Here is an 18,893-nt window from a genome sequence, read left to right on the forward strand (position 1 = left end):
AGGCAACAAGATATCAGGGAGAGCACGCACGCATGGCGTTAACAAAGTTACGTATTAGACCAAAGGATTAAGTAGAACTACGTAGGAGATGATTGAATAGTGTCGATTTCAAAGGAGTTTGGATATTCACCAAGACAATACGTATTGATAAATACCTAAGTATTAATAATTAAATACTCTTAACAATTGATTGCCATTTCGTGATGAAGCTCTATTCATTGCTGTATTTTAGGGAAAAAAATCAAGGCTTTGCTCTCTTGATCTACCTAGCTAACGCCCTAATTTAGTGCTTGCTGATTCGAAGCTCTGACACGAGACAACACTAATCAGTTAAGCCGTATATCGAATTGGAATTGAGATTATAGAGCCTAGGTTTAGGCTTGGATTTGGGCTCGGACTTGGCATAATGTGCCAGATACAAAAAAGCCTCGAAAATCGAGGCTTAAAAACTTAACGAAGCGAATGTAATCCCACAGGATTAGATAGCTTTGTAGATAACCTTGTTACCTGCTAGCTGCTCTTTCGCTACTAGGTTTTCTTCAAGAAGTTTTTTCAATGCGCCTGTTGCCCATGAAGCTGCTTTCGCGTCTTCTTGACCAGCTTCTAGGCCGATACCTTTAGGGTTAATGCCTTCAGCATTGCTAACAACGATGTCTAGAACTTGTTGTTGCTTAGGAGTCAGTGCTACTGCAACTTCTTTAGTTGCTGCTACTGCTTTCTCTACCGCTGGTTTTGCTGCTACAGTTTTTTCTGCTACAACTTTCTCTGCGACAGGCTTCGCTTTTTTCGGCGTTGCCACTGCTTTAACTACAGCCGCTTTAGTGCGTTTCTGCAGTTTAGCCTGCACCTTACGCTTATGAGCAAGTCTCATTGAATATTTCTCCAGTTCACTGCTCTTTTCGCAGTGGTGAAAATTTGAAGCGCGATTTATACCAAAAAACAGGAGCTATTTGTAGAGTGAAGCGTCGAAAGTCGACGAAAAATACCGATATTGTCTACTAGCGTCTATTATTTAAACATCGACTTATCAATTCAGGGTCATATACACTGGTTATCCATCCAGACAAAAATATGAAAACTTGGTGTTACCTATGGACACTCGTCACCTTAGTAATTTCTCTTTGCCTTCATTCACTCGCTCGTACCGTATCCTCGCCATTATTTTAGGCTTCATTTGCTTGATCGTTTCGCTCTACAGTGACAATCCAAAGTTACTGATCGTGGGTGCTTTTTGCAGTATTGCGCTTCTGGGAACTGGCTACTATTTGATGCTGCGCAGCCGAGTGATGTTCACACTTACCCCGACTCATTTTCAGCAGCACTTTTACAAAGGGGGTTGGGTTTTAAAATGGAGTAACATCCAAAAAATTGGTCTTTGCACTTATGAACAAGATGGTTGGCATCAACCTCTGCCCTGGGTCGGAATTAAAGTAAAAGATTACTCGCCCTACCTCGATTCGATTTGTCCTAAAATAACTTGTGAATTATTGCTCAGCCAACGAGCACTTTTGTACTTAGGAGCCAAACAAGCAGGCAAAGAGTCCAACTTTGAGGATATGGTTCTCGACTCATCGCATTACCATGCGCGTTGTACTGAAAGTGGCTGTGTCGAACTGGGCCAATACAAAGAGTCGCAGAATACCGACAACGTGAATTTCAACGATAACCAATCACAGGACAACCTTGATTCACCGAATGAGACAAACAGTCCAAACGCGGTGATTAAAAACTATTCTGGATTGCAGGCGATGCTTGCCAACAGAATGAAATATCAAAGGGGCTTCCACGGTTATGACATTTTCATATCAACCCATGATTTGAATATGAGTGGAGAAGAGTTTGTGGGGCTGGCTCGACGCTACTTGGCTGCCGCTGAACGTCTTTCTGATTAAGGTTTACCAGTAAGTTCACACACAATAAAAAAGCTTAGCTTTCAGGACAAAAGCTAAGCTTCATTTTCAATCAATCGACACAAATAATCGGTTGGAAAATCAAAGATTTAATTAGTACAGAGGCATTTCATCTGCGACGAACGGGTTTGATGCACGCTCGCGACCGAATGTCGATTCAGGACCATGGCCCGGAACGAATGTTACGTCACTGCCTAGTGGCCAAAGCTTAGTCTTGATTGAAGCGATAAGCGTATTGAAGTCACCTTGTGGGAAGTCAGTACGGCCAATTGCGCCGTTAAACAACACATCACCCACAAACGCTAAACGAGCTTGCTCACTGAACAGTACAACGTGACCTGGCGTGTGGCCCGGCGTGTGAATCACATCAATCACTTGATTACCAAAAGTGACTTTGTCGCCCTCTTCTAACCAAGTGTTTGGTTCAAAAGCTTTACACAGTGGGAAACCAAACATCTGACTTTGATTCTCTAGACCTTGTAGCCAGAAGTTGTCTGCCTTATGCGGGCCCACAATTTCAACCTTCAAGATCTCAGCAAGTGGTACCGTACCGCCAACATGATCTAAGTGACCGTGCGTCAGTACCAAGTTCACAACCTTAACACCGAGTTCTTCAATGATAGCCGCGAGTTGTTGAACATCACCGCCCGGATCGACAACGATGCCTTCCATGGTTTCATCACACCACACAATCGAGCAGTTCTGAGAAAAAGAGGTAACAGGTACAACTTGATACTTAAGAGACATATACAAACCTTAAAGAGCGAATCTGGTGAACAACTCGAATATCGCTATGTTATTGGCAACAAACCCAACAATAACAAACTAAACAGCAACAAACTGAGCAGCAATAAACCGAATTATTAGAACAAACTGAAATTTGGGCAAACTATGACATTGGATGTCTACTTTGACAAGTGCCTACCGTATCACTCAATAACTCAGCTTAGCTCTACCAGCTGCGAACTGGACCAGTATCAATGTGGATGAAGTTACTACGAGCGTAATAACCAACACCACCTGCTTGCAGACTTTTAGCTACGTCTCTCAGTTCCTTTAAATCAACACCATCGATACGAAAATCGATCGCTTTACCAAGCATGTGATAGCTCTTTTTAGCGACACCACTCGACTTAGAGCGCAACGCTTCGTTGGTTGCTGGAGAGCGGTAGCCAGAGATGATTTGAACTTCTTTTTGAATACCCAGTACATTTTGAATCTGAGTGATCTGATCAAACAGGTTCTTATCCATTGGATGAATCTCATTGCGGCGGAAGTCACGGCACAGTTTGCTAAGGCGTGCCATCTCGTCACCAACATAGTTAGTGCCATCGAAATAACAAGTCTCTAATCGTTCACCAGTGTGAAGATTGTTCATGCTAATCGTTCTTGGTTGATCCGGGTATGAAGCGAAAGCGATAGAAGGAGTAAGAGAGGCGACTACAGCAGTACCACCAGCGTAAGTCAGAAACTGACGGCGTGAAAATAAACTTTGAGACATACAGCAAAAAAACCAATTAGATCGAACGAAAAATGCACGATACATAATGGAATTTGCTGCGTCAACGTACAAAAACCGTGCAAAACGTTAGTATTTGTAACCTTTGCACGGTTAGTTATTGATACTCATTATAATTTTATCAATAGAAGCTTGGTTGTCATTTTTCAGTCAAGATCACCTTTCTTGACCATATTTCAATCAACCGCCCTCTTTATCATATTGGTAGATATCACCGCGGTATTGTATGCCTCCTTCTTCAAACAACACGGTTTGATAAATGATATGCACTGGAATTCGCTTCTTGAGACGAACCTTAGTATTGGGCGCAAGTTCATCATCCTGATTCGGCACTTTCTTTACCTTAGTCGCAAATAACAACTCCGCGAGTTCCTCGGCATGCTCAACACGAATACAACCAGAGCTATAAGCACGGAAGTCGTCATTAAACAGGCCTTTACTTGGTGTATCGTGCAGGTAAATGGCTCGCTTATTAGGTGTGTTGAACTTATACAAACCTAATGCATTTCGCGAGCCAGCCTGCTGACGCATCCGATATGGAAACGAATTGAAGTTGATTGTCTGCCAATCGATCTCTGTGGTGTCGACCGTTTCCATTGAACGCCAACCGTCAATCACTTGGAAGTTGTTCGTTTCAAGGTAGCTTTCGTCCGCTTTTACTTTAGGCAGTATGTCTTTGACCATGATTTTCCATGGCACATTCCAAGTCGGGTTTAGAATGACAGAATCTAGGTTTATCTCTAAAAGCGGTGTTTTTCGCGATTTTCTTCCCACGACGACTTTAGACTCAAACACCTCTTCGCCATCTTCCCAGTACTTCATGTCAAAACTCGGCACGTTAACGACGATGAGAGAATCTCGGTCTCTTGGCCACAAACGAACACGTTCAGCATTCAGAGCCAATGAGGTTAATCGATCATCAAAGCCCATATTGATCCATTTGATCGTGTCTGGCCCGATGATCCCATCATCCGTAAGACCGTGCATGCGTTGGAAAGATTTAATCGCCTTTTGCAGATCTCGATCGAACTTGGGAAAATCGACCGCGATCATCGAGGTATCAACACCAACCAAAGCAATGCGCTCAACAAGAACCGTCTTGTCTGAAAGCTCGTCACCCAAGCGCTTCAAACCTTTCTGTCTATATCGTTCAATATTGAGTTCAGAGGCGGTTTCTAACACCGAATAGGTTGCTTTGAATTGGTCAAAATCCCCAACAGGCGGCGCGTAAGACAACACCATCTCCAATAAGTAATCATTGGCGACGCTGCTTTTTAATCTCATCAGGATATGCGGAGAAGGCGCTGGTAATTTGGAATGCAGCTTGCCCGAGAAGTACCAATCTTTACCGGCAAGCGGCGCATTTTCAACGTAGCTCAGGTAGTAGATAAAAGTATCGGTAAGTAATATGTCCAACTCTTGCCATTGAGCATGGGATTGATAGTGACGGATTTGCTTGAGTTGTCGCTCGAAGAGTGGTGCCATTTGCGCTTGTTCAAGAAGCGACAATTGAAATTCAAACGCCTTAACAAGTTCAGGTGAGTCCCAAAGGATAGGCAGAGAAGTGTCTTGATAGATACTCTGTGTGAGCTCTGGATATATAAGCATGAAAGAGAGTTCTGATTCCGCCGGAATGAAACGGCTCTCGTCAGAACTCGCATAGCTCCATGCATGCACGGAAACTAACACCAATAATCCACAGAAGTATTTTGCTAACATGCTTAACTCCGTCACCAGCAATTCCATAAGTATGGCAAAGAAACGGGAGTAAGCATGTTATTTTTTAAGGGATTTATGAATCAAATTGCACTCCAGTGATTATCCCACTGGACCGATGATTGCTGAGTTGATTTCTCATAAGGCTTGCGCTGGCTAACCACACTGCCCGCCCCAGAGCTTAATCGAAACTCACCATCAAACAGCACAGCACCAGAAGCGTCAGATAATGCAGACAGTTCTACTAATTCTTTGGTCTCTTTCGACCAAATACCGTAGCAATTGCCTCTTGGCGAAGTCGCAATAATCCAATCGTCTGACGCCGCAATACTGGCGATATAGTGATTGAACCTTGCCCATTGCTCAGGCTCTGCGTTCAGTGATTCAAACTGGCCGCCTTTAGTATGCATCGCCAATAGCGAAGGATACTCATCTGGTTCACCACGATATTGCTGGCCACAAAGTACCGTTTCAGCACCATCATGGGCTAAATGTCGAATGCTCAGCTTCTTATCCAACAATTCAACCTGATCAAGTAACACACCTTCAGGAGAAACATAACTCAAGCTCGGCAGCATCGAATCGAGGTTTTTCGGTGTTCTACCATCAGTATGAACGCCACCAACGCCGATCGCGAGATTACCATCCGGCATGATGATCACTTCATGTGGGCCGATACCGAAACCAGTGAACTCTTCGACCTTACGATAGCCTTGCGCGACATCGTAAACGCCAATCACGCCTTGGCTGGTGTCCGTTTTCCCTTCGGTGGCATACAGTAACTTGCCATCTAATGAGTAAACCCCATGACCATAGAAGTGGCGGTTGTTACCTTTGACGACCATTTTGATCTGCTGACCGTTTTTATAGTCAAACACCATAAAATAGTCACCAGGACGACGAGCAAAAACCACCGCATGCGATGAGGTTGGGCAAATCGCGACGCCATGGCCACGATTGGGGATGGGAAGTTGGCTCAGTGGCATGCCAAATTCGTCAGCCACAACTGCAGAATATTGACCACGACCATTAAGCGCACAGCCAATCAGTTGGGGATCGTTCGACGCACTCACCCCATCCTTTCGAGTCGCACACCCAAACGGAAGCAATGGAACAGCTGCACAACCCAGTGCAGCCTTGAGTAACGATCTTCGCGTATTATCAGTCACCATCGGTAGCATTAAATCCTATTACCACGCCAAGCTCTATCGCTGCTTCTTCATGAATCAGGTACTTCAAACGTTCTAGTTTGTTGTATTGAGTCAGCACCTCGCGGTAGCCCTCTTTGCTCTGCAATAACTCAAACAAGCTTGAGTCTGTAGGCCAAGTATCTAGCGTCAATGTGAACTGGTCAGCAACGCGATCAGCTAGGTCGTTTAAGCCCTTCTCTCTCAACAAGCCGTCTAGGCCATTGCCACCGGCAAGGTACAAATTCTGAAGTGCTGCTACATTGGCTTTTAGTTGAGTCATCGAGGTTTGTGCACGCCATGATTCTGAGAAGTAAGGACGCGGATGACCAATTTTCGCCATCGGGCGACTCAGCTTTTTCATGCTGTAATCAAGTTGGTTGGTCAATAAAGCGATGTATTCAGACTCCCAACGAGTCTCGTCTAGCGCTAACCAAGGGTTAACCTGCCATGCCTCAGCAATAGAGGCCGATTTCATTGCCAAGTTTTGTGCGATCGCTTGTGAAGATAGACAACCAGACGCTTTGTCTTGCAGTAATGGAGATTGCTCGTCGTACAGAGACCACTCCAACGCACCTAGCCCTTGAACCGTCACACTCTGCTGCGCGATTTCGTCTTGAGTCCAAGCTTTGTTCTGCTGAGTTAACTGACGCATCTTAAGACCCGTCGTGTTCTTTTTGTCTGGCCAGAATTGAACATTCCAGCTCTCTTCAAGCGCTGCTGTTGGACCTCTTTCTTGGCCTTGTAGTGCCATCCAGCTGTTCATTGTGATCTGCCATTGATCTTTCAAAGCGTCTAACTCAACGTTATCCGTTTCACAGTAACCTTGCATCAGAGCTTCTAATTCGCTCGATTGCTTCGCGAATAGCACCGCTGAATCAAACTCTTGTTGATAGACACTGCGACTGATGTGGTCGGTCGTGTCTGCTTGATAAGACACACCGTTAACCTCAGATGAAGCGGCTTGCTCACCCGATGATTGGCAGCCTGCCATAATTAATGCCGACAAAGGCATTAACAAAAATTTATGTGTCATGCTGTTACCTTACTTCCTAATTTTTCTTTTAATTATATGAGTTCATTAAATGCGAAACGACCGCTGGCCTCGTATTGCTACAAGTTCAGCGGTGCTAAGTGGTTTAATAGCGGCTTTCTTAAGTCATTAGCCGTTAACTAAACTGAATTCAACTCAGCTTATAACGAGTTTAAAAACGCCAATAGTGCTTCACGCTCGCTGCTACTAAGATCTAAAACGTTTTGTTTCGCCATTTCTGCTTCACCGCCATGCCAAAGCACAGCTTCCATAACATTTCTCGCACGACCGTCATGAAGTAAGAAGGTGTGACCATTCACTTCTTTGGTATAGCCTAATCCCCACAATGGCGTGGTGCGCCACTCTTGACCGTTTGCTAGATACTCTGGGCGATTGTCGGCTAAGCCTTCTCCCATATCGTGCAGTAACATATCGGTATATGGGCTGATTAGCTGTTTAGACAACGCAGGTAAGCCTTCACGTTCTGCTGTGCGAATTTCAGCTTGGTGGCAACTTTGGCAACCAATAGCTTTAAACAGTTTTTTACCTTGAACAACCGCAGGCTTATCAACGTTGCGACGAATTGGAACCGCCAAATGCTGCGAATAGAACTCAACAAAATCTAGGATATTATCGCTGACTTCAGGTTCACCACCATTTGGAAAATCATCACAGGTTGATTGAGCTGATGTGCAGTTTTCGTTCGGGAACAAACTGCTTGTTAAGCCCAAATCGCCGTTAAATGCTGCAGCATTTTGTTGCATTAGGTTTGGCTGTCCGGCTTTCCAACCGAAACGACCTAGCGCCATTTCATTGGTTTGAACATCAAGAACATAGTTGGCTTTACCTGAAATACCTTGTTTGTCTGCCAATTGCTGCTCTGCAAATCCAAGAATCGTTTCTTGTGGGATACTTTCAAGCAAACCAAGACCAATCATTGGCGGCGCCACTCGAGCTGAAAACTCGGTCTTAGGATGCATCTCGCCGAAAGCAAGTTCAGTAATATTTAAAGTGGGTTTACGCAGAGTAACGACGGTGCCGTCTTTGAATTCAACAGGAACATCCGTGTAGCTAATGTTCACTTTGCCCTCTGGTTTTACACCTTGAAGCGCAAAATCTTGTAGCTGACCGCCGTACGTCGGCTCTGGAATTCCACCATCTCGAATGAAGGCTTGTCGCTGCTCAGGCGTTTCAGCCGGAATGCTTAAACGAACCAACATGGATACTGCGTTCTCATCTCCTTCTTCTGGCGCGTGACCACGACCATCTTTGATGTGGCAGTTTTGACAGCCGTTAGTATTAAATAGTGGTCCTAACCCATCACGAGCATCGGTTGATGACGGTGCAGGAACCCAAGGGTTTCTAAAGAAGCTATTACCTACGCTGAAATCCAAGCGCTTACTCATTGGTAGATTGGCTGCGGGAAGGGAAAAAGCGTTCGCTCCTTCTTTCTTCACGGTCGTTTTGCCGCCAGAGTAGGTTTCATGAGCGTGTAATGGAGATACGAAAAACAGTGCGGTTAATAGTGAGGCTGAGAGATACGACTTCATACATTGCCTTGCTGTGTTTTTGATTTTAGTTTTTATGTGGGTGTGGCTTTCTTGAGGATCAAACAATTAGGGGCTCAATCAGAGCCCTTACATTTGTGTCGGCTCGGGTACTTAGAACTCGTGATCCGCTGTGTCTGGGTTTAGGCTATCAATGCCAATCACACCCGCAGCACGCTCAATAGCCGCTGTTTGAGACACTAGCGCAACAATTGTTTTGTTTACTAGTGCATTACCCGCAGCGTTGTCAGCAGCGATTAGCTGATCGAAGTGCTGGTTGTTTTTCTCTGCAGACGTTACTAATTCGCCTACTTGTGCACGTGCTAGGTCAAACTGCTTTTGAATCTCTTTCGCAGCTTGCTCATCTTTTTGCTCTACTAGGTCGAACAGGCTTGGGCCGGAAAGCAGAGTACCGTCTTCACGCTTGTATAGACCCGTGTAAACGTTGTAGATGCCTTGCTCGTTGTAGTAGTGAGAGTTGTGCGTGTTATCAGAGAAACAATCGTGCTCGTCTTCAGTAGAGTTTGCTTCTAGTGCAACCTTCATACGCTCACCCGCTAGCTCACCTAGAGACAGTGAACCCATGCCAAACAGCATTTTACGAAGACCATTCTCGCTAGATTCAGAAAGCAGTTCTTGACGGTAGTTGCCTTTCTCGCCTTCAGCCCACTGCTTTTCCATCCATTCTAGGTCTTGGATAAGTAGCTCAGCAGATGCTTTTAGGTATGCGCCACGACGGTCACAGTTGCCGTTAGTACACTCAGCGCCAACAACGAAATCAGTGTAAGCACGCTCACCTGCACCGCTGTTTGTACCGTTTAAATCTTGGCCCCAAAGTAGGAATTCAATTGCGTGGTAGCCAGACGCTACGTTCGCTTCAGAACCACCGATCTCGTTCAAGTCTGCGATTAGCTCAGGGGTGATGTTGGTTGCATCAACGGTAGTCTGACCAATTTGGAAAGTCTTGTTAGCCACGATGTTTGCGCTAGCGCCTTCGTTACCAAGTTCATATTGGTAATCAGTCGAAACATAATCAATCAGGCCTTCATCTAGTGGCCATGCGTTCAGTTGGCCTTCCCAATCATCAACAACAGCGTTGCCGAAGCGGAAAACTTCTGACTGTTGGTATGGTACGCGAGACTCAAGCCAAGCCCGTTTTACTTGTTCGAAGTTGCCAGCAGAAGGAGAAGCTAAGAAGGTATCAATAGAAGAGTTCAACGCTTTTGCTGTAATTACTGAATCTGCAAACACTGCATGCGCAATATCTGCGTAATGTTCTACAACTTGATCTTGAGTTACTGCTGCGAAAGAAGAAGCAGAGGCAAAAATGAGTGACGAAGTTACGGCTTTTGTCACTAAAGATTTAATGGTCATGAAGCATCCTTGTTGAGCTTTAAATTATTATTCGTAGTAATAGTGCAAACCATTATCATTTGCACTACGGATTGAAATAATACAAACTTACAATTTTATTGCAAGATAAATACAAAAAAACCTCACATATGTGAGGTCTTTAAACATTTTTATGTTAAGCGTAACAAAGAGGCTAATCAGATATCCAGATTATGCTTACCGTGTGAGACTTTTGCCTTCAGGTAGCTTTCATTACCCGATTTGATATGAGCAGAGGTATTCACCACTTCTTCAATCTCAATACCAAAAGATTTTAGCTCATTGATCTTCTTAGGGTTGTTGGTGACTAAGCGGATTTTTGTAGTACCTAAGGCGCGTAGCATTTCAGCAGCTTCAGTAAAATCGCGTAGATCATCGCCAAAACCTAGGTGGTTGTTGGCTTCATAGGTGTTCATGCCTTCGCTTTGCAGACGGTACGCATCGATTTTGTTGTACAAGCCAATACCACGACCTTCTTGGCGAAGATAAAGGATCACCCCACCCGTCTCACCCATAATTCTAATGGTTTCGTCTAACTGCTCGCCACAGTCACAGCGAGAAGAATGGAAAACATCACCAGTCAGGCACTCAGAGTGCATACGAACAAGAGGTATGTCTTGTGTCTTGTCTGCTGATTTAAATATCACAGCAACATGCTCTTTATCTGTTTTCAATCCATGAAAAGACAGAAGTTCAGCATCTATACTGCTTGTTACCCCTACTTTGAAATCTATTCTGGCACGCACTTCCGCCATAGCTATACTCACTTGAAAATTCGATGTATTTAACAACACTACATTATATGTCTAGGCAATATTTTGTAGCTAACTATCTAATGATAGACACTATGAGGCTGTTAACAATTTTTTTCAAGGTCGACCTTGTACAAATTGTTATAATATAACAATTATTTTTCAAGTAAGAAAAAACCCCACATTGGGATGACCAACATGGGGTTATAAATTAAACAGTTGCGGCTAAAACTACACTTTTTTACAGAACGCTCAACTTACTTGAGTTTGCTTCCAGATGACAAGTTGCACCCAAGCATTCTCTAATTCGGTTAGCTCTTCTTGCGTAAGCGTAGAAATGCTCGACTTAGCACTGTATCTCTCTGCCCATTTATCTGACTGGACATGAGTATGGAACTCTTTCTTTAAATTTGAGATTACGTTATCCACAGATACATCCTTATATAGCAGTGCTTAGCCTTTATAATCGGTTAATGTTACAAAATACAGGTCAGTTGGTAAACAGTAATACACAATTTTTATGAGCTCTTCCTAACACTTTTTACTGATAAATATATAAATAAGAGAAGTAATAGGCTCGGTAGCAACCAAAGTAATAGATTTGAAGCCGTCATTGCCGGTTTATAAAGTACAAACTCACCAAATCTTTCCGTCATATATTGAGTAATTTCACTATTACTCTTCCCTGCTTTCACCATATTGAACACAACAAGACGTAAGTCTTTTGCTATTGGTGAGTTGGATTCAATCAGATTTTGGTTTTGACATTGTGGGCAGCGTAACGTTTTCGCCAAGCTGATAGCACGTTGCTGTTGTTCTGGATTATCAAACTCAAACAGTTCAACTTGAATACTCGTATCTTTATTACTGGCAGTAAAAAGATCTTCAGCCATAGTCGGAAGGCTAATCACTAAAAGCGCTGACAGCATAAACAACGTTTGTATTAGAGACTTCATCATCCATTCACACCATCAAAATACATCGCAAGCTCATCTTTCCATACCGTTTCATTAATAACGCCCAATAGCTTCTTAATGATCTGGCCATTGGCATCAACCAAATACGTTTCAGGTGTGCCGATTACGCCCAACTCTAACGCTAACTTGCCTTGAGGGTCACTGATCACGGTTAAGTACGGGTTGCCATCGTTCGATAACACGTTAATCGCAGCCCCAGAGTTATCTCGATAATTAAGCCCAACGATGGGAATGCCTTTATCGTGAAGTTGAAGCAAAAATGAATGTTCGGTTTTACATATCCCGCACCAAGATGCCCATACATTAACCAGTTGATAAGGGTGCTGCGTGACATCAGTAAGCGTAGTTTTCTGCTGACCATTGACGCCTTCACTATTCACTAACGCAGTCGATGTAAATTCTGGAAATGCCCTTTGTTGTTCAGACACAATCGTCGATTGCTGCTTATTATTGAGCGCAAAGGCAAAACCCAACACCACCATTAATGCCAAGATAATTAACGTGATGAGCTTGTTACGAACGCTGGTATGCATACTGTGACGCCTTAACGGTTTTCTTTTTACGATGAGTCAATGAGAGTAAAGCGCCAAGTTTGGAGAACAACCCACCAAACCAGATCCAGCGTGCATACGCCTTGTATTGCACTCGAAATGCATAAGCGGTGGAATCGACTTTCTCGCCCATGGTGATATAAACATCGCCATGCCAGAACCACTTCATTGCAGGCTCACTCATGTTCATGACTCGAACTTGGTAGTGTCTTCTTTCTGGCGCGATGGTAAAGCTTTTCTCACCAGTATCTAAGTTTAGTATCGCCTTCTCTGCGGTAAAATTTGAAGCAACATACAGCTCAGTATCTCGATGAGAAAGCGTCCAATCCATGAACTCGACTTGTGCGCCTGGGCTTAGTTTATAGCTGCGCTCAAATGAGTGATAGCTATTCATTGCTGCACCTACAGCGAGTACTGCAACCCCGACATGAGCAAAGGTCATCACCCAGACTTTGCGTTGGAACTTAGAACTTCGGGTAACCACTAAGCCGTAAACATGAGTGAGTAACACCCAGAATGCGAGGCCCCAAGTCAGCAGTGCCATCACTTGTAGTTGTACCTGTTCTACTTGCCAAGAATAACAAGCATAACCAAGTACCGATGACGCCACAGCTAGCGATGAAATAACACCTTTAGTCGCTTGAGGTTTAATACTCAGTAAAGGGGCTAAGCCGACGACGGCTAACGCAAGCAAAGCCAAAGGAGCAATCAACAGATTAAAGTAAGGCGCACCTACCGATATGTTCCCCAACCCAAGCAGTTCAAATACCATTGGATAAAACGTACCAAACACCACAACAGCGGTCGCCAGTACAAAAATGAGCACCGCGACTAGGCTTAAAAAGCTCTTACTCGCGAAGCTGGTAATCGGGTTAGATTCAAAAGACTCTCCTCTAATGATAAGCAGAGAAAATGAGCTCACGAGCACCAACACTAATATAAGTAGCAGTGCGATACCTTTGGTTGGGTCAACAGCAAAAGCATGCACCGACGTTAATACGCCAGAACGAACAATAAAGGTGCCTAAGATACTCAAACAAAACGTAATGAAAGCAAGGCTAAGAGACCATTTCAAGAGCTGTTGTTTGCCCTTAGCAACGCCTAGAATGTGCAGTAATGCTGTTGAAGTAAGCCACGGCAACAAGCTGGCATTTTCAACAGGATCCCAGAACCACCAGCCGCCCCAGCCTAATTCGTAATACGCCCACCAAGAGCCAAGAATGATCCCTGCGGTTAAAAAGATCCAAGCGACTAGACACCAACTGCGACAATGGGCAACCCAATCAAACTCAATAGGATCAACCAGCAAAGCAGCAACTGCAAATGCCAGCACCACAGAAAAGCCGACATAGCCAAGGTAAAGTAATGGCGGGTGAAAGATCAGACCGACATCTTGCAACATTGGGTTAAGGTCACGCCCTTCTAGCGGCAAGATCGAATTCAGTTCAAATGGGTTCGAAGCAAATAAGGTAAACCATGCAAATATCGCGAGTAACACATTCATCACCCACAATACGCGGCTCTGATACTCAGAAGAATATTGCTTTTGTAGGGCAATCACACCCGACCAACAGCTAATGGTTAAGACCCAAAATAGCAATGAGCCTTCATGTCCAGCCCACACAGCGGCCATTTTGAAGAAGGTGGGTAATTGAGTATTGGAGTGTTCTGCAACATAGAAGATGGAAAAGTCGTCACCTACAAAGGCATAGCCAAGTAAAACGATAGCGCCAATGGAAAACAAAGCGCTAGAGAGGGAGAAACTGCGAATTAAAGCCACATTTTGTGCTTGTTTAGTTAGCATTTGATACATCGAATACACAGCGATAATGCTGCTGAGAACAGCGACCAAAATTAAACTAAACAGCCCCAAAGAACCGACCATATCACCTCAATCAGGCTCTACCTAAGCAGAACCAAGTTAAACCATTATTGGCATTGATTGCTCAACTAGCTGATGTAACTCAACTAGCTATTGCTACTCAGCGAAAAGAAATTTAGTGAGCAGATGTTTAGTATCCAACATCCACTCACTTATAACCTTGAGCGAAATTAAGCTAACGTTAATTGTCCTGCATAAAGGACAAACGTTCTTAGCATTAATACGCCCATCAGACTCAATGAAGTCACAGAGAAAATATACACAGTACTATGGCGAACCGATGCTGGTGTCACGGCGTTAAGCAACAAGGGTAAAACCATACCCACACCAATTACGCCATACCAGAACCAACTTGCCCAGAAACCACCGCCAATCGCGTTCCATACTGCCTGCTCACTTTGACCACCAGCAAATATCAACCCAGTGAAGAAAGTAACAAGGACAAACAGTTCAAACATAACAACAGGACGTTCGAAGCCGTGGATCCAAGAAATACTCGCACTATGCGGAGACTCCTTAAAGACCAACACACCAAATAAAATACATGCCGCCGCTCCCGAGGATAAACTCGAGAATAAGAACAATATCGGCAACACTGGGTTATTCAGCATTGGGAAGGTATTTAGCGCAGAGAGTAAGAAGCCAGTGTAAGCCGCAAGTAATAGCGCAAGAACAGCTAAGAATATTTCCAAAGCATTCTCAAACACTTCTAATTTGCCAATCCAGTTACTGACGAAATCGAGTCGTCCTTTTAACCATGTTTGGTCATTTAAAAATACGACGATTTGATCTCTAAATATAATGCCGATCCAAAGAAATAAGATCACCATATACACTTGGAATAAGATCACACCCATCGACATCACAGACGTCGGATTATAGAAGATCATGATCTTCCAAAAAGATAACGGTTTTGTCAGGTGGAAAACCAAGATCAGTAGGCCTGAAATGATCCCAAATGGCGCAAGAAAAGCGGTCGCCTTTAACACACCATTATGAGCAGGATCGCCTTCAATGACCTTACGTTTTAGGTAAATGGAGATCATTACGGCACCCGCCGACATCCCCGCGAGAAATAGATAGATAGCTATAATCCAGTCCCATACCACGGTACCAGACTGAAAAGCTGTGTCCCATGCACTCATAATCAGATCTCCCCTTTTTGGTGTGGCACTTTATAGAGTTTTGGCTGAGTACCGAGATAAGCCTTATCTCTGTAAACCACCTCAGATTTAAGCACCTGATTTATCTCACTCTTAGGGTCATTTAGATCGCCAAATACTAACGCATTGGTCGGGCAAGATTCGACACAAGCCGGTAACTTCCCTTGTGCAAGATTGGTATCACGGCAGAAGTTACATTTATCTGCGGATTTGTTCTCTGGATGGAAAAAGCGCACTTGATACGGACAAGCTAATAAGCAATAACCACAACCAACACACTTCTCTTGATGAACATCGACAATGCCGGTTTTTTCATCTTTGTAGGCCGCCCCTGTTGGGCAAACCATCACGCAGGGCGCGTTATCACAATGTTGGCAAGAGTTACGAGTAAAACGGTAATCAACATTGGGATATTCGCCTTGGGGTTCGCTCTTAATAATCTCTAAGCGCGATACGCCTTCAGGCACTTTGTTCACTTCACGACAAGCTTCTGTACAAGCTGTGCAACCAATACACGCGGTTTCGTCATGAATCATTCCATAACGTTTAGCCCCATCCTCTTGAACATTGGCCAACGTTTTACGACTTGTCACCGCTGCGGTTCCCGCAACACCTGTAGTAAAAATAACGGCACCCGCGCCAGCTAAAAAGTTTCTTCTTGAGCAGCTCATAGATTACTCCCCTTCTTTCTTCTGGTTGAAGTCTGAATGGCAATCCACACACAGCTTGATGGTTTGCTTCTTATCTAAGCCCAACACCTTTGCTTCTGTCGCATGAACATCATGGCAGTTTGAACACGTTAAGTTTTGCGCATGAACGTCGTGGGTCCAGCTCGCTTCGCGCAGATCATCAGGCTTGTGACAATCGATACACTGGCTATTGGCATCTAAAATTAAGCTAGGATCTAGGTAAACCTTGTCGGTACCTGGTTGTGATTGAGCCTCACGATACTTCACCACTTTAGGCGCGCCTTCGCGGTGGTCGGGGCTAATAGAACTATGACAGTCGGTACAATTTACTTCACGGCCAAGCAAAGCGTGTGCACTTTCACCATGTGAACCCAATACCGTTTCTTTTGAATCTTTATGGCACTGAACACACTTGTAGTCTTTGTCACGGATTAATTCGACTTCATGTCTTGTTGATTCCCCTACTGGCGTAACAGCAGGCTCAGCAACAGCATGAATGGAATAACCATAGAGGCAGAATGCTAGAAGGGATTTAAGCATTATGACTATGGCCAATTTAATATTGCCCATTTTATCCTTTCCTTATACCGGCATTATTTAACTCTCAACTAAATAATATTCCGGTTAAACAAAAGTACCCTTAAACGATATTATTACCGTTTAAATGATATCAATTCTTATTTTGGATAAGCCACAACGCTTTCTATAGTTAGAATATACCTCTAATTGGGTAATACGAAATTTCGATAGGTTAATCTGTGAACGCAATCACCCTATTTATATCATGGTCAATTTAGGTAATTGATTGTTATATATGATAATAATTCTCAGTTAAATTCTAATTAAACTAACCACCAATACCACTTTAGGGCTATATAAACTTCAACGTGACTAAGGTCACTGCCATTAATTGATCTGGGACAATCTATATCCAACACGTAACAAAATGTGTTTGTTTATGAATTAATATAAACAGGAATTCTCCAGTTCTTAATTTGAATAGCAAACTCACAACGCTTGGTATAAAAATCAGTATATTGGAGATATCACTGTGAAAAAGCATTGGATACGTAATTCGGTCACAGCACTATTAATGGTTAGCGCGTCATTAGCAAGCGCGACCAGTTTTGCTGCGTCTGAACAAAAAGAAATTGGCGATCCTCGTAACGATCAGTTCGAGCAAAACCACCCAGATCAATATCATTCATGGAGACAAACTTCAGAAAGCGAAACCATTGAAGACGCACTAAAAGAAGATCCCAACATGGTTATCATGTGGGCTGGCTACGGGTTCGCAAAAGACTACAACAAAGCGCGCGGCCACTTCTATGCGATTGACGATGTAAGACAAACCTTGCGTACTGGCGGTCCGACCGACGAAAGCTCAGGTCCAATGCCAATGGCGTGTTGGAGCTGTAAGAGCCCAGACGTTGCACGTGTTATTGAAGAACGCGGTGAAGATGGCTACTTCGAAGGTAAGTGGGCACGTCTTGGTAACGAGATCGTTAACCCTATAGGTTGTGCTGACTGCCATGACACCCAAAGCGATGAGTTCAAAAATGGCGAGCCAGCACTGAAAGCGACGCGCCCTTATGTTGAACGCGCTTTCGAAGCGATTGGTAAAAAGTTTGATGAGCAAAGCCGTTTAGACCAACAAGCTTCAGTTTGTGCACAGTGCCACGTGGAATACTACTTCACGGGTCCAACAAAAGGTGTGAAATTCCCTTGGGATAAAGGGACGCGTGTTGAACAGATGGAAGAGTACTACGATCAGATTGGTTTTAAAGATTGGACACATAAAGTCTCTAAAGCACCAATGCTAAAGGCTCAGCACCCAGGTTACGAAACTTGGCGTGAAGGCATCCACGGTAAGAACAAAGTCGTTTGTGCTGACTGTCATATGCCGAAAGTGACCAAAGAAGATGGCACCGTTTATACCGACCATAAAGTGGGTAACCCATTCGACCGCTTCGAAGATACCTGTGCAAACTGTCACACTCAATCTAAAGAGACCATGCTTAACATCGTTTCAAGCCGTAAAGCGCAAGTGCTGAACATGAAGCTGACTGCTGAGAAACAAATCGTAGCCGCTCACTTTGAAGCTGGCGCAGCATGGGAAGCAGGCGCAACAGAACAAGAGATGGAGCCCATCCTACAAGATATCCGTCACGCTCAATGGCGCTGGGATTACGCGATCGCATCTCACGGTGTTCACATGCACGCACCTGAAGTAGCCCTAGAGGTTCTTGGAACGGCGGTTGACCGCGCAGCAGACGCGCGAACTAAGATTGTTCGTCTACTTGCGAAGAAAGGCATTACCGATCCAATCGAGATTCCAGATCTCTCAACCAAAGAAGCCGCTCAGAAAGCGCTAGGAATGGACATGGATAAGATGAATGCTGAGAAGCAACACTTCTTAGACACGGTGGTACCTAAGTGGGAAGAGCAAGCTGAAAAGCGTGAAGCCAACTACGAATACTAGTTTCTTCAATTAGACCATTACGTAAAAACCAGTCACACTATTATGGTGTGGTTGGTTTTTTAGGTTTTTGGGGAATACACATCAATACCTACC

Annotated in this window: 18 protein-coding genes; 2 read left to right on the top strand and 16 right to left on the bottom strand. The window is 44.1% G+C overall.

Features of this window, described 5'->3' with window-relative positions; translation table 11 throughout:
* Nucleotides 1–478: 478 nt before the first annotated feature.
* Nucleotides 479–871: a hypothetical protein gene (locus BCU07_RS07355; RefSeq protein WP_017060956.1), complete on the bottom strand. Its 393-nt coding sequence runs from the start codon at nucleotides 869–871 to the stop codon at nucleotides 479–481.
* 220 nt (nucleotides 872–1,091) lie between these two features.
* Here BCU07_RS07355 and BCU07_RS07360 point away from each other — a divergent pair, with 220 nt between their 5' ends.
* Nucleotides 1,092–1,892 (top strand): DUF2982 domain-containing protein, encoded by an 801-nt coding sequence (locus BCU07_RS07360; protein WP_102428059.1) that lies wholly within the window; start codon nucleotides 1,092–1,094, stop codon nucleotides 1,890–1,892.
* Nucleotides 1,893–2,003: 111 nt separating this feature from the next.
* On the opposite strand, the gene BCU07_RS07365 is transcribed toward BCU07_RS07360, so the two are convergent.
* From BCU07_RS07365 to nrfB, 15 genes are all read right to left on the bottom strand, one after another.
* Entirely contained in the window at nucleotides 2,004–2,657 is a 654-nt protein-coding gene (locus BCU07_RS07365) for an MBL fold metallo-hydrolase (protein WP_017060954.1), read from the bottom strand.
* A 205-nt stretch (nucleotides 2,658–2,862) separates the two neighbouring features.
* The gene (locus tag BCU07_RS07370; RefSeq protein ID WP_017060953.1) at nucleotides 2,863–3,411 is read right to left on the bottom strand and encodes a YcbK family protein; all 549 of its coding nucleotides are present in this window, start codon (nucleotides 3,409–3,411) and stop codon (nucleotides 2,863–2,865) included.
* 198 nt (nucleotides 3,412–3,609) lie between these two features.
* Nucleotides 3,610–5,148: a L,D-transpeptidase family protein gene (locus tag BCU07_RS07375; RefSeq protein WP_102428060.1), complete on the bottom strand. Its 1,539-nt coding sequence runs from the start codon at nucleotides 5,146–5,148 to the stop codon at nucleotides 3,610–3,612.
* An 80-nt stretch (nucleotides 5,149–5,228) separates the two neighbouring features.
* Complete coding sequence (locus tag BCU07_RS07380) at nucleotides 5,229–6,317, bottom strand: DUF1513 domain-containing protein (RefSeq protein ID WP_102332082.1); 1,089 nt, start codon at nucleotides 6,315–6,317, stop codon at nucleotides 5,229–5,231.
* Nucleotides 6,307–7,368, bottom strand: a complete 1,062-nt coding sequence (locus tag BCU07_RS07385; protein WP_102428061.1) for an imelysin family protein — start codon at nucleotides 7,366–7,368, stop codon at nucleotides 6,307–6,309. The genes BCU07_RS07380 and BCU07_RS07385 overlap by 11 nt, the downstream gene beginning before the upstream one ends.
* A 158-nt stretch (nucleotides 7,369–7,526) precedes the next feature.
* Complete coding sequence (locus tag BCU07_RS07390) at nucleotides 7,527–8,915, bottom strand: di-heme oxidoredictase family protein (RefSeq protein WP_102428062.1); 1,389 nt, start codon at nucleotides 8,913–8,915, stop codon at nucleotides 7,527–7,529.
* 111 nt (nucleotides 8,916–9,026) lie between these two features.
* Nucleotides 9,027–10,286, bottom strand: a complete 1,260-nt coding sequence (locus BCU07_RS07395; RefSeq protein ID WP_102428063.1) for an imelysin family protein — start codon at nucleotides 10,284–10,286, stop codon at nucleotides 9,027–9,029.
* 176 nt (nucleotides 10,287–10,462) lie between these two features.
* The gene (locus BCU07_RS07400) at nucleotides 10,463–11,059 is read right to left on the bottom strand and encodes a GTP cyclohydrolase II (protein ID WP_009848836.1); all 597 of its coding nucleotides are present in this window, start codon (nucleotides 11,057–11,059) and stop codon (nucleotides 10,463–10,465) included.
* Between the two features lie 249 nt (nucleotides 11,060–11,308).
* A complete protein-coding gene (locus tag BCU07_RS07405; RefSeq protein ID WP_017060980.1) occupies nucleotides 11,309–11,485 on the bottom strand; it encodes a hypothetical protein in 177 nt (58 codons plus the stop codon).
* Between the two features lie 89 nt (nucleotides 11,486–11,574).
* A complete protein-coding gene (gene nrfF / locus BCU07_RS07410; protein WP_102428064.1) occupies nucleotides 11,575–12,015 on the bottom strand; it encodes a heme lyase NrfEFG subunit NrfF in 441 nt (146 codons plus the stop codon).
* On the bottom strand, nucleotides 12,012–12,566 hold the full coding sequence (locus BCU07_RS07415; RefSeq protein ID WP_102428065.1) for a DsbE family thiol:disulfide interchange protein: 555 nt from the start codon (nucleotides 12,564–12,566) through the stop codon (nucleotides 12,012–12,014). Before BCU07_RS07415 ends, nrfF begins: the two co-directional genes overlap by 4 nt.
* Entirely contained in the window at nucleotides 12,547–14,469 is a 1,923-nt protein-coding gene (locus BCU07_RS07420) for a heme lyase CcmF/NrfE family subunit (RefSeq protein ID WP_102428066.1), read from the bottom strand. The genes BCU07_RS07415 and BCU07_RS07420 overlap by 20 nt, the downstream gene beginning before the upstream one ends.
* 167 nt (nucleotides 14,470–14,636) lie before the next feature.
* Nucleotides 14,637–15,611, bottom strand: coding sequence for a cytochrome c nitrite reductase subunit NrfD (nrfD, locus tag BCU07_RS07425; RefSeq protein ID WP_102320482.1), 975 nt, complete (start codon nucleotides 15,609–15,611; stop codon nucleotides 14,637–14,639).
* A gap of 2 nt (nucleotides 15,612–15,613) precedes the next feature.
* Complete coding sequence (gene nrfC, locus BCU07_RS07430; RefSeq protein ID WP_048613593.1) at nucleotides 15,614–16,300, bottom strand: cytochrome c nitrite reductase Fe-S protein; 687 nt, start codon at nucleotides 16,298–16,300, stop codon at nucleotides 15,614–15,616.
* Nucleotides 16,301–16,303: 3 nt separating this feature from the next.
* Nucleotides 16,304–16,888, bottom strand: a complete 585-nt coding sequence (gene nrfB, locus BCU07_RS07435; RefSeq protein WP_019822323.1) for a cytochrome c nitrite reductase pentaheme subunit — start codon at nucleotides 16,886–16,888, stop codon at nucleotides 16,304–16,306.
* A gap of 481 nt (nucleotides 16,889–17,369) precedes the next feature.
* Here nrfB and nrfA point away from each other — a divergent pair, with 481 nt between their 5' ends.
* On the top strand, nucleotides 17,370–18,800 hold the full coding sequence (nrfA, locus tag BCU07_RS07440; protein WP_198599049.1) for an ammonia-forming nitrite reductase cytochrome c552 subunit: 1,431 nt from the start codon (nucleotides 17,370–17,372) through the stop codon (nucleotides 18,798–18,800).
* The last annotated feature ends 93 nt before the right edge of the window (nucleotides 18,801–18,893 follow it).

The organism is Vibrio sp. 10N.261.54.E10 (genome assembly GCF_002877735.2).
Lineage (GTDB): Bacteria > Pseudomonadota > Gammaproteobacteria > Enterobacterales > Vibrionaceae > Vibrio > Vibrio crassostreae_C.

Bases quoted from the DNA above. Each gene is read 5' to 3' on its own strand.
- BCU07_RS07355 (WP_017060956.1), bottom strand. From the start codon at position 871: ATGAGACTTGCTCATAAGCGTAAGGTGCAGGCTAAACTGCAGAAACGC.
- nrfF (WP_102428064.1), bottom strand. From the start codon at position 12,015: ATGATGAAGTCTCTAATACAAACGTTGTTTATGCTGTCAGCGCTTTTA.
- BCU07_RS07365 (WP_017060954.1), bottom strand. From the start codon at position 2,657: ATGTCTCTTAAGTATCAAGTTGTACCTGTTACCTCTTTTTCTCAGAAC.
- BCU07_RS07415 (WP_102428065.1), bottom strand. From the start codon at position 12,566: ATGCATACCAGCGTTCGTAACAAGCTCATCACGTTAATTATCTTGGCA.
- BCU07_RS07370 (WP_017060953.1), bottom strand. From the start codon at position 3,411: ATGTCTCAAAGTTTATTTTCACGCCGTCAGTTTCTGACTTACGCTGGT.
- nrfD (WP_102320482.1), bottom strand. From the start codon at position 15,611: ATGAGTGCATGGGACACAGCTTTTCAGTCTGGTACCGTGGTATGGGAC.
- nrfB (WP_019822323.1), bottom strand. From the start codon at position 16,888: ATGGGCAATATTAAATTGGCCATAGTCATAATGCTTAAATCCCTTCTA.
- nrfC (WP_048613593.1), bottom strand. From the start codon at position 16,300: ATGAGCTGCTCAAGAAGAAACTTTTTAGCTGGCGCGGGTGCCGTTATT.
- BCU07_RS07400 (WP_009848836.1), bottom strand. From the start codon at position 11,059: ATGGCGGAAGTGCGTGCCAGAATAGATTTCAAAGTAGGGGTAACAAGC.
- BCU07_RS07420 (WP_102428066.1), bottom strand. From the start codon at position 14,469: ATGGTCGGTTCTTTGGGGCTGTTTAGTTTAATTTTGGTCGCTGTTCTC.
- BCU07_RS07380 (WP_102332082.1), bottom strand. From the start codon at position 6,317: ATGGTGACTGATAATACGCGAAGATCGTTACTCAAGGCTGCACTGGGT.
- BCU07_RS07375 (WP_102428060.1), bottom strand. From the start codon at position 5,148: ATGTTAGCAAAATACTTCTGTGGATTATTGGTGTTAGTTTCCGTGCAT.
- BCU07_RS07385 (WP_102428061.1), bottom strand. From the start codon at position 7,368: ATGACACATAAATTTTTGTTAATGCCTTTGTCGGCATTAATTATGGCA.
- BCU07_RS07390 (WP_102428062.1), bottom strand. From the start codon at position 8,915: ATGAAGTCGTATCTCTCAGCCTCACTATTAACCGCACTGTTTTTCGTA.
- BCU07_RS07360 (WP_102428059.1), top strand. From the start codon at position 1,092: ATGGACACTCGTCACCTTAGTAATTTCTCTTTGCCTTCATTCACTCGC.
- BCU07_RS07395 (WP_102428063.1), bottom strand. From the start codon at position 10,286: ATGACCATTAAATCTTTAGTGACAAAAGCCGTAACTTCGTCACTCATT.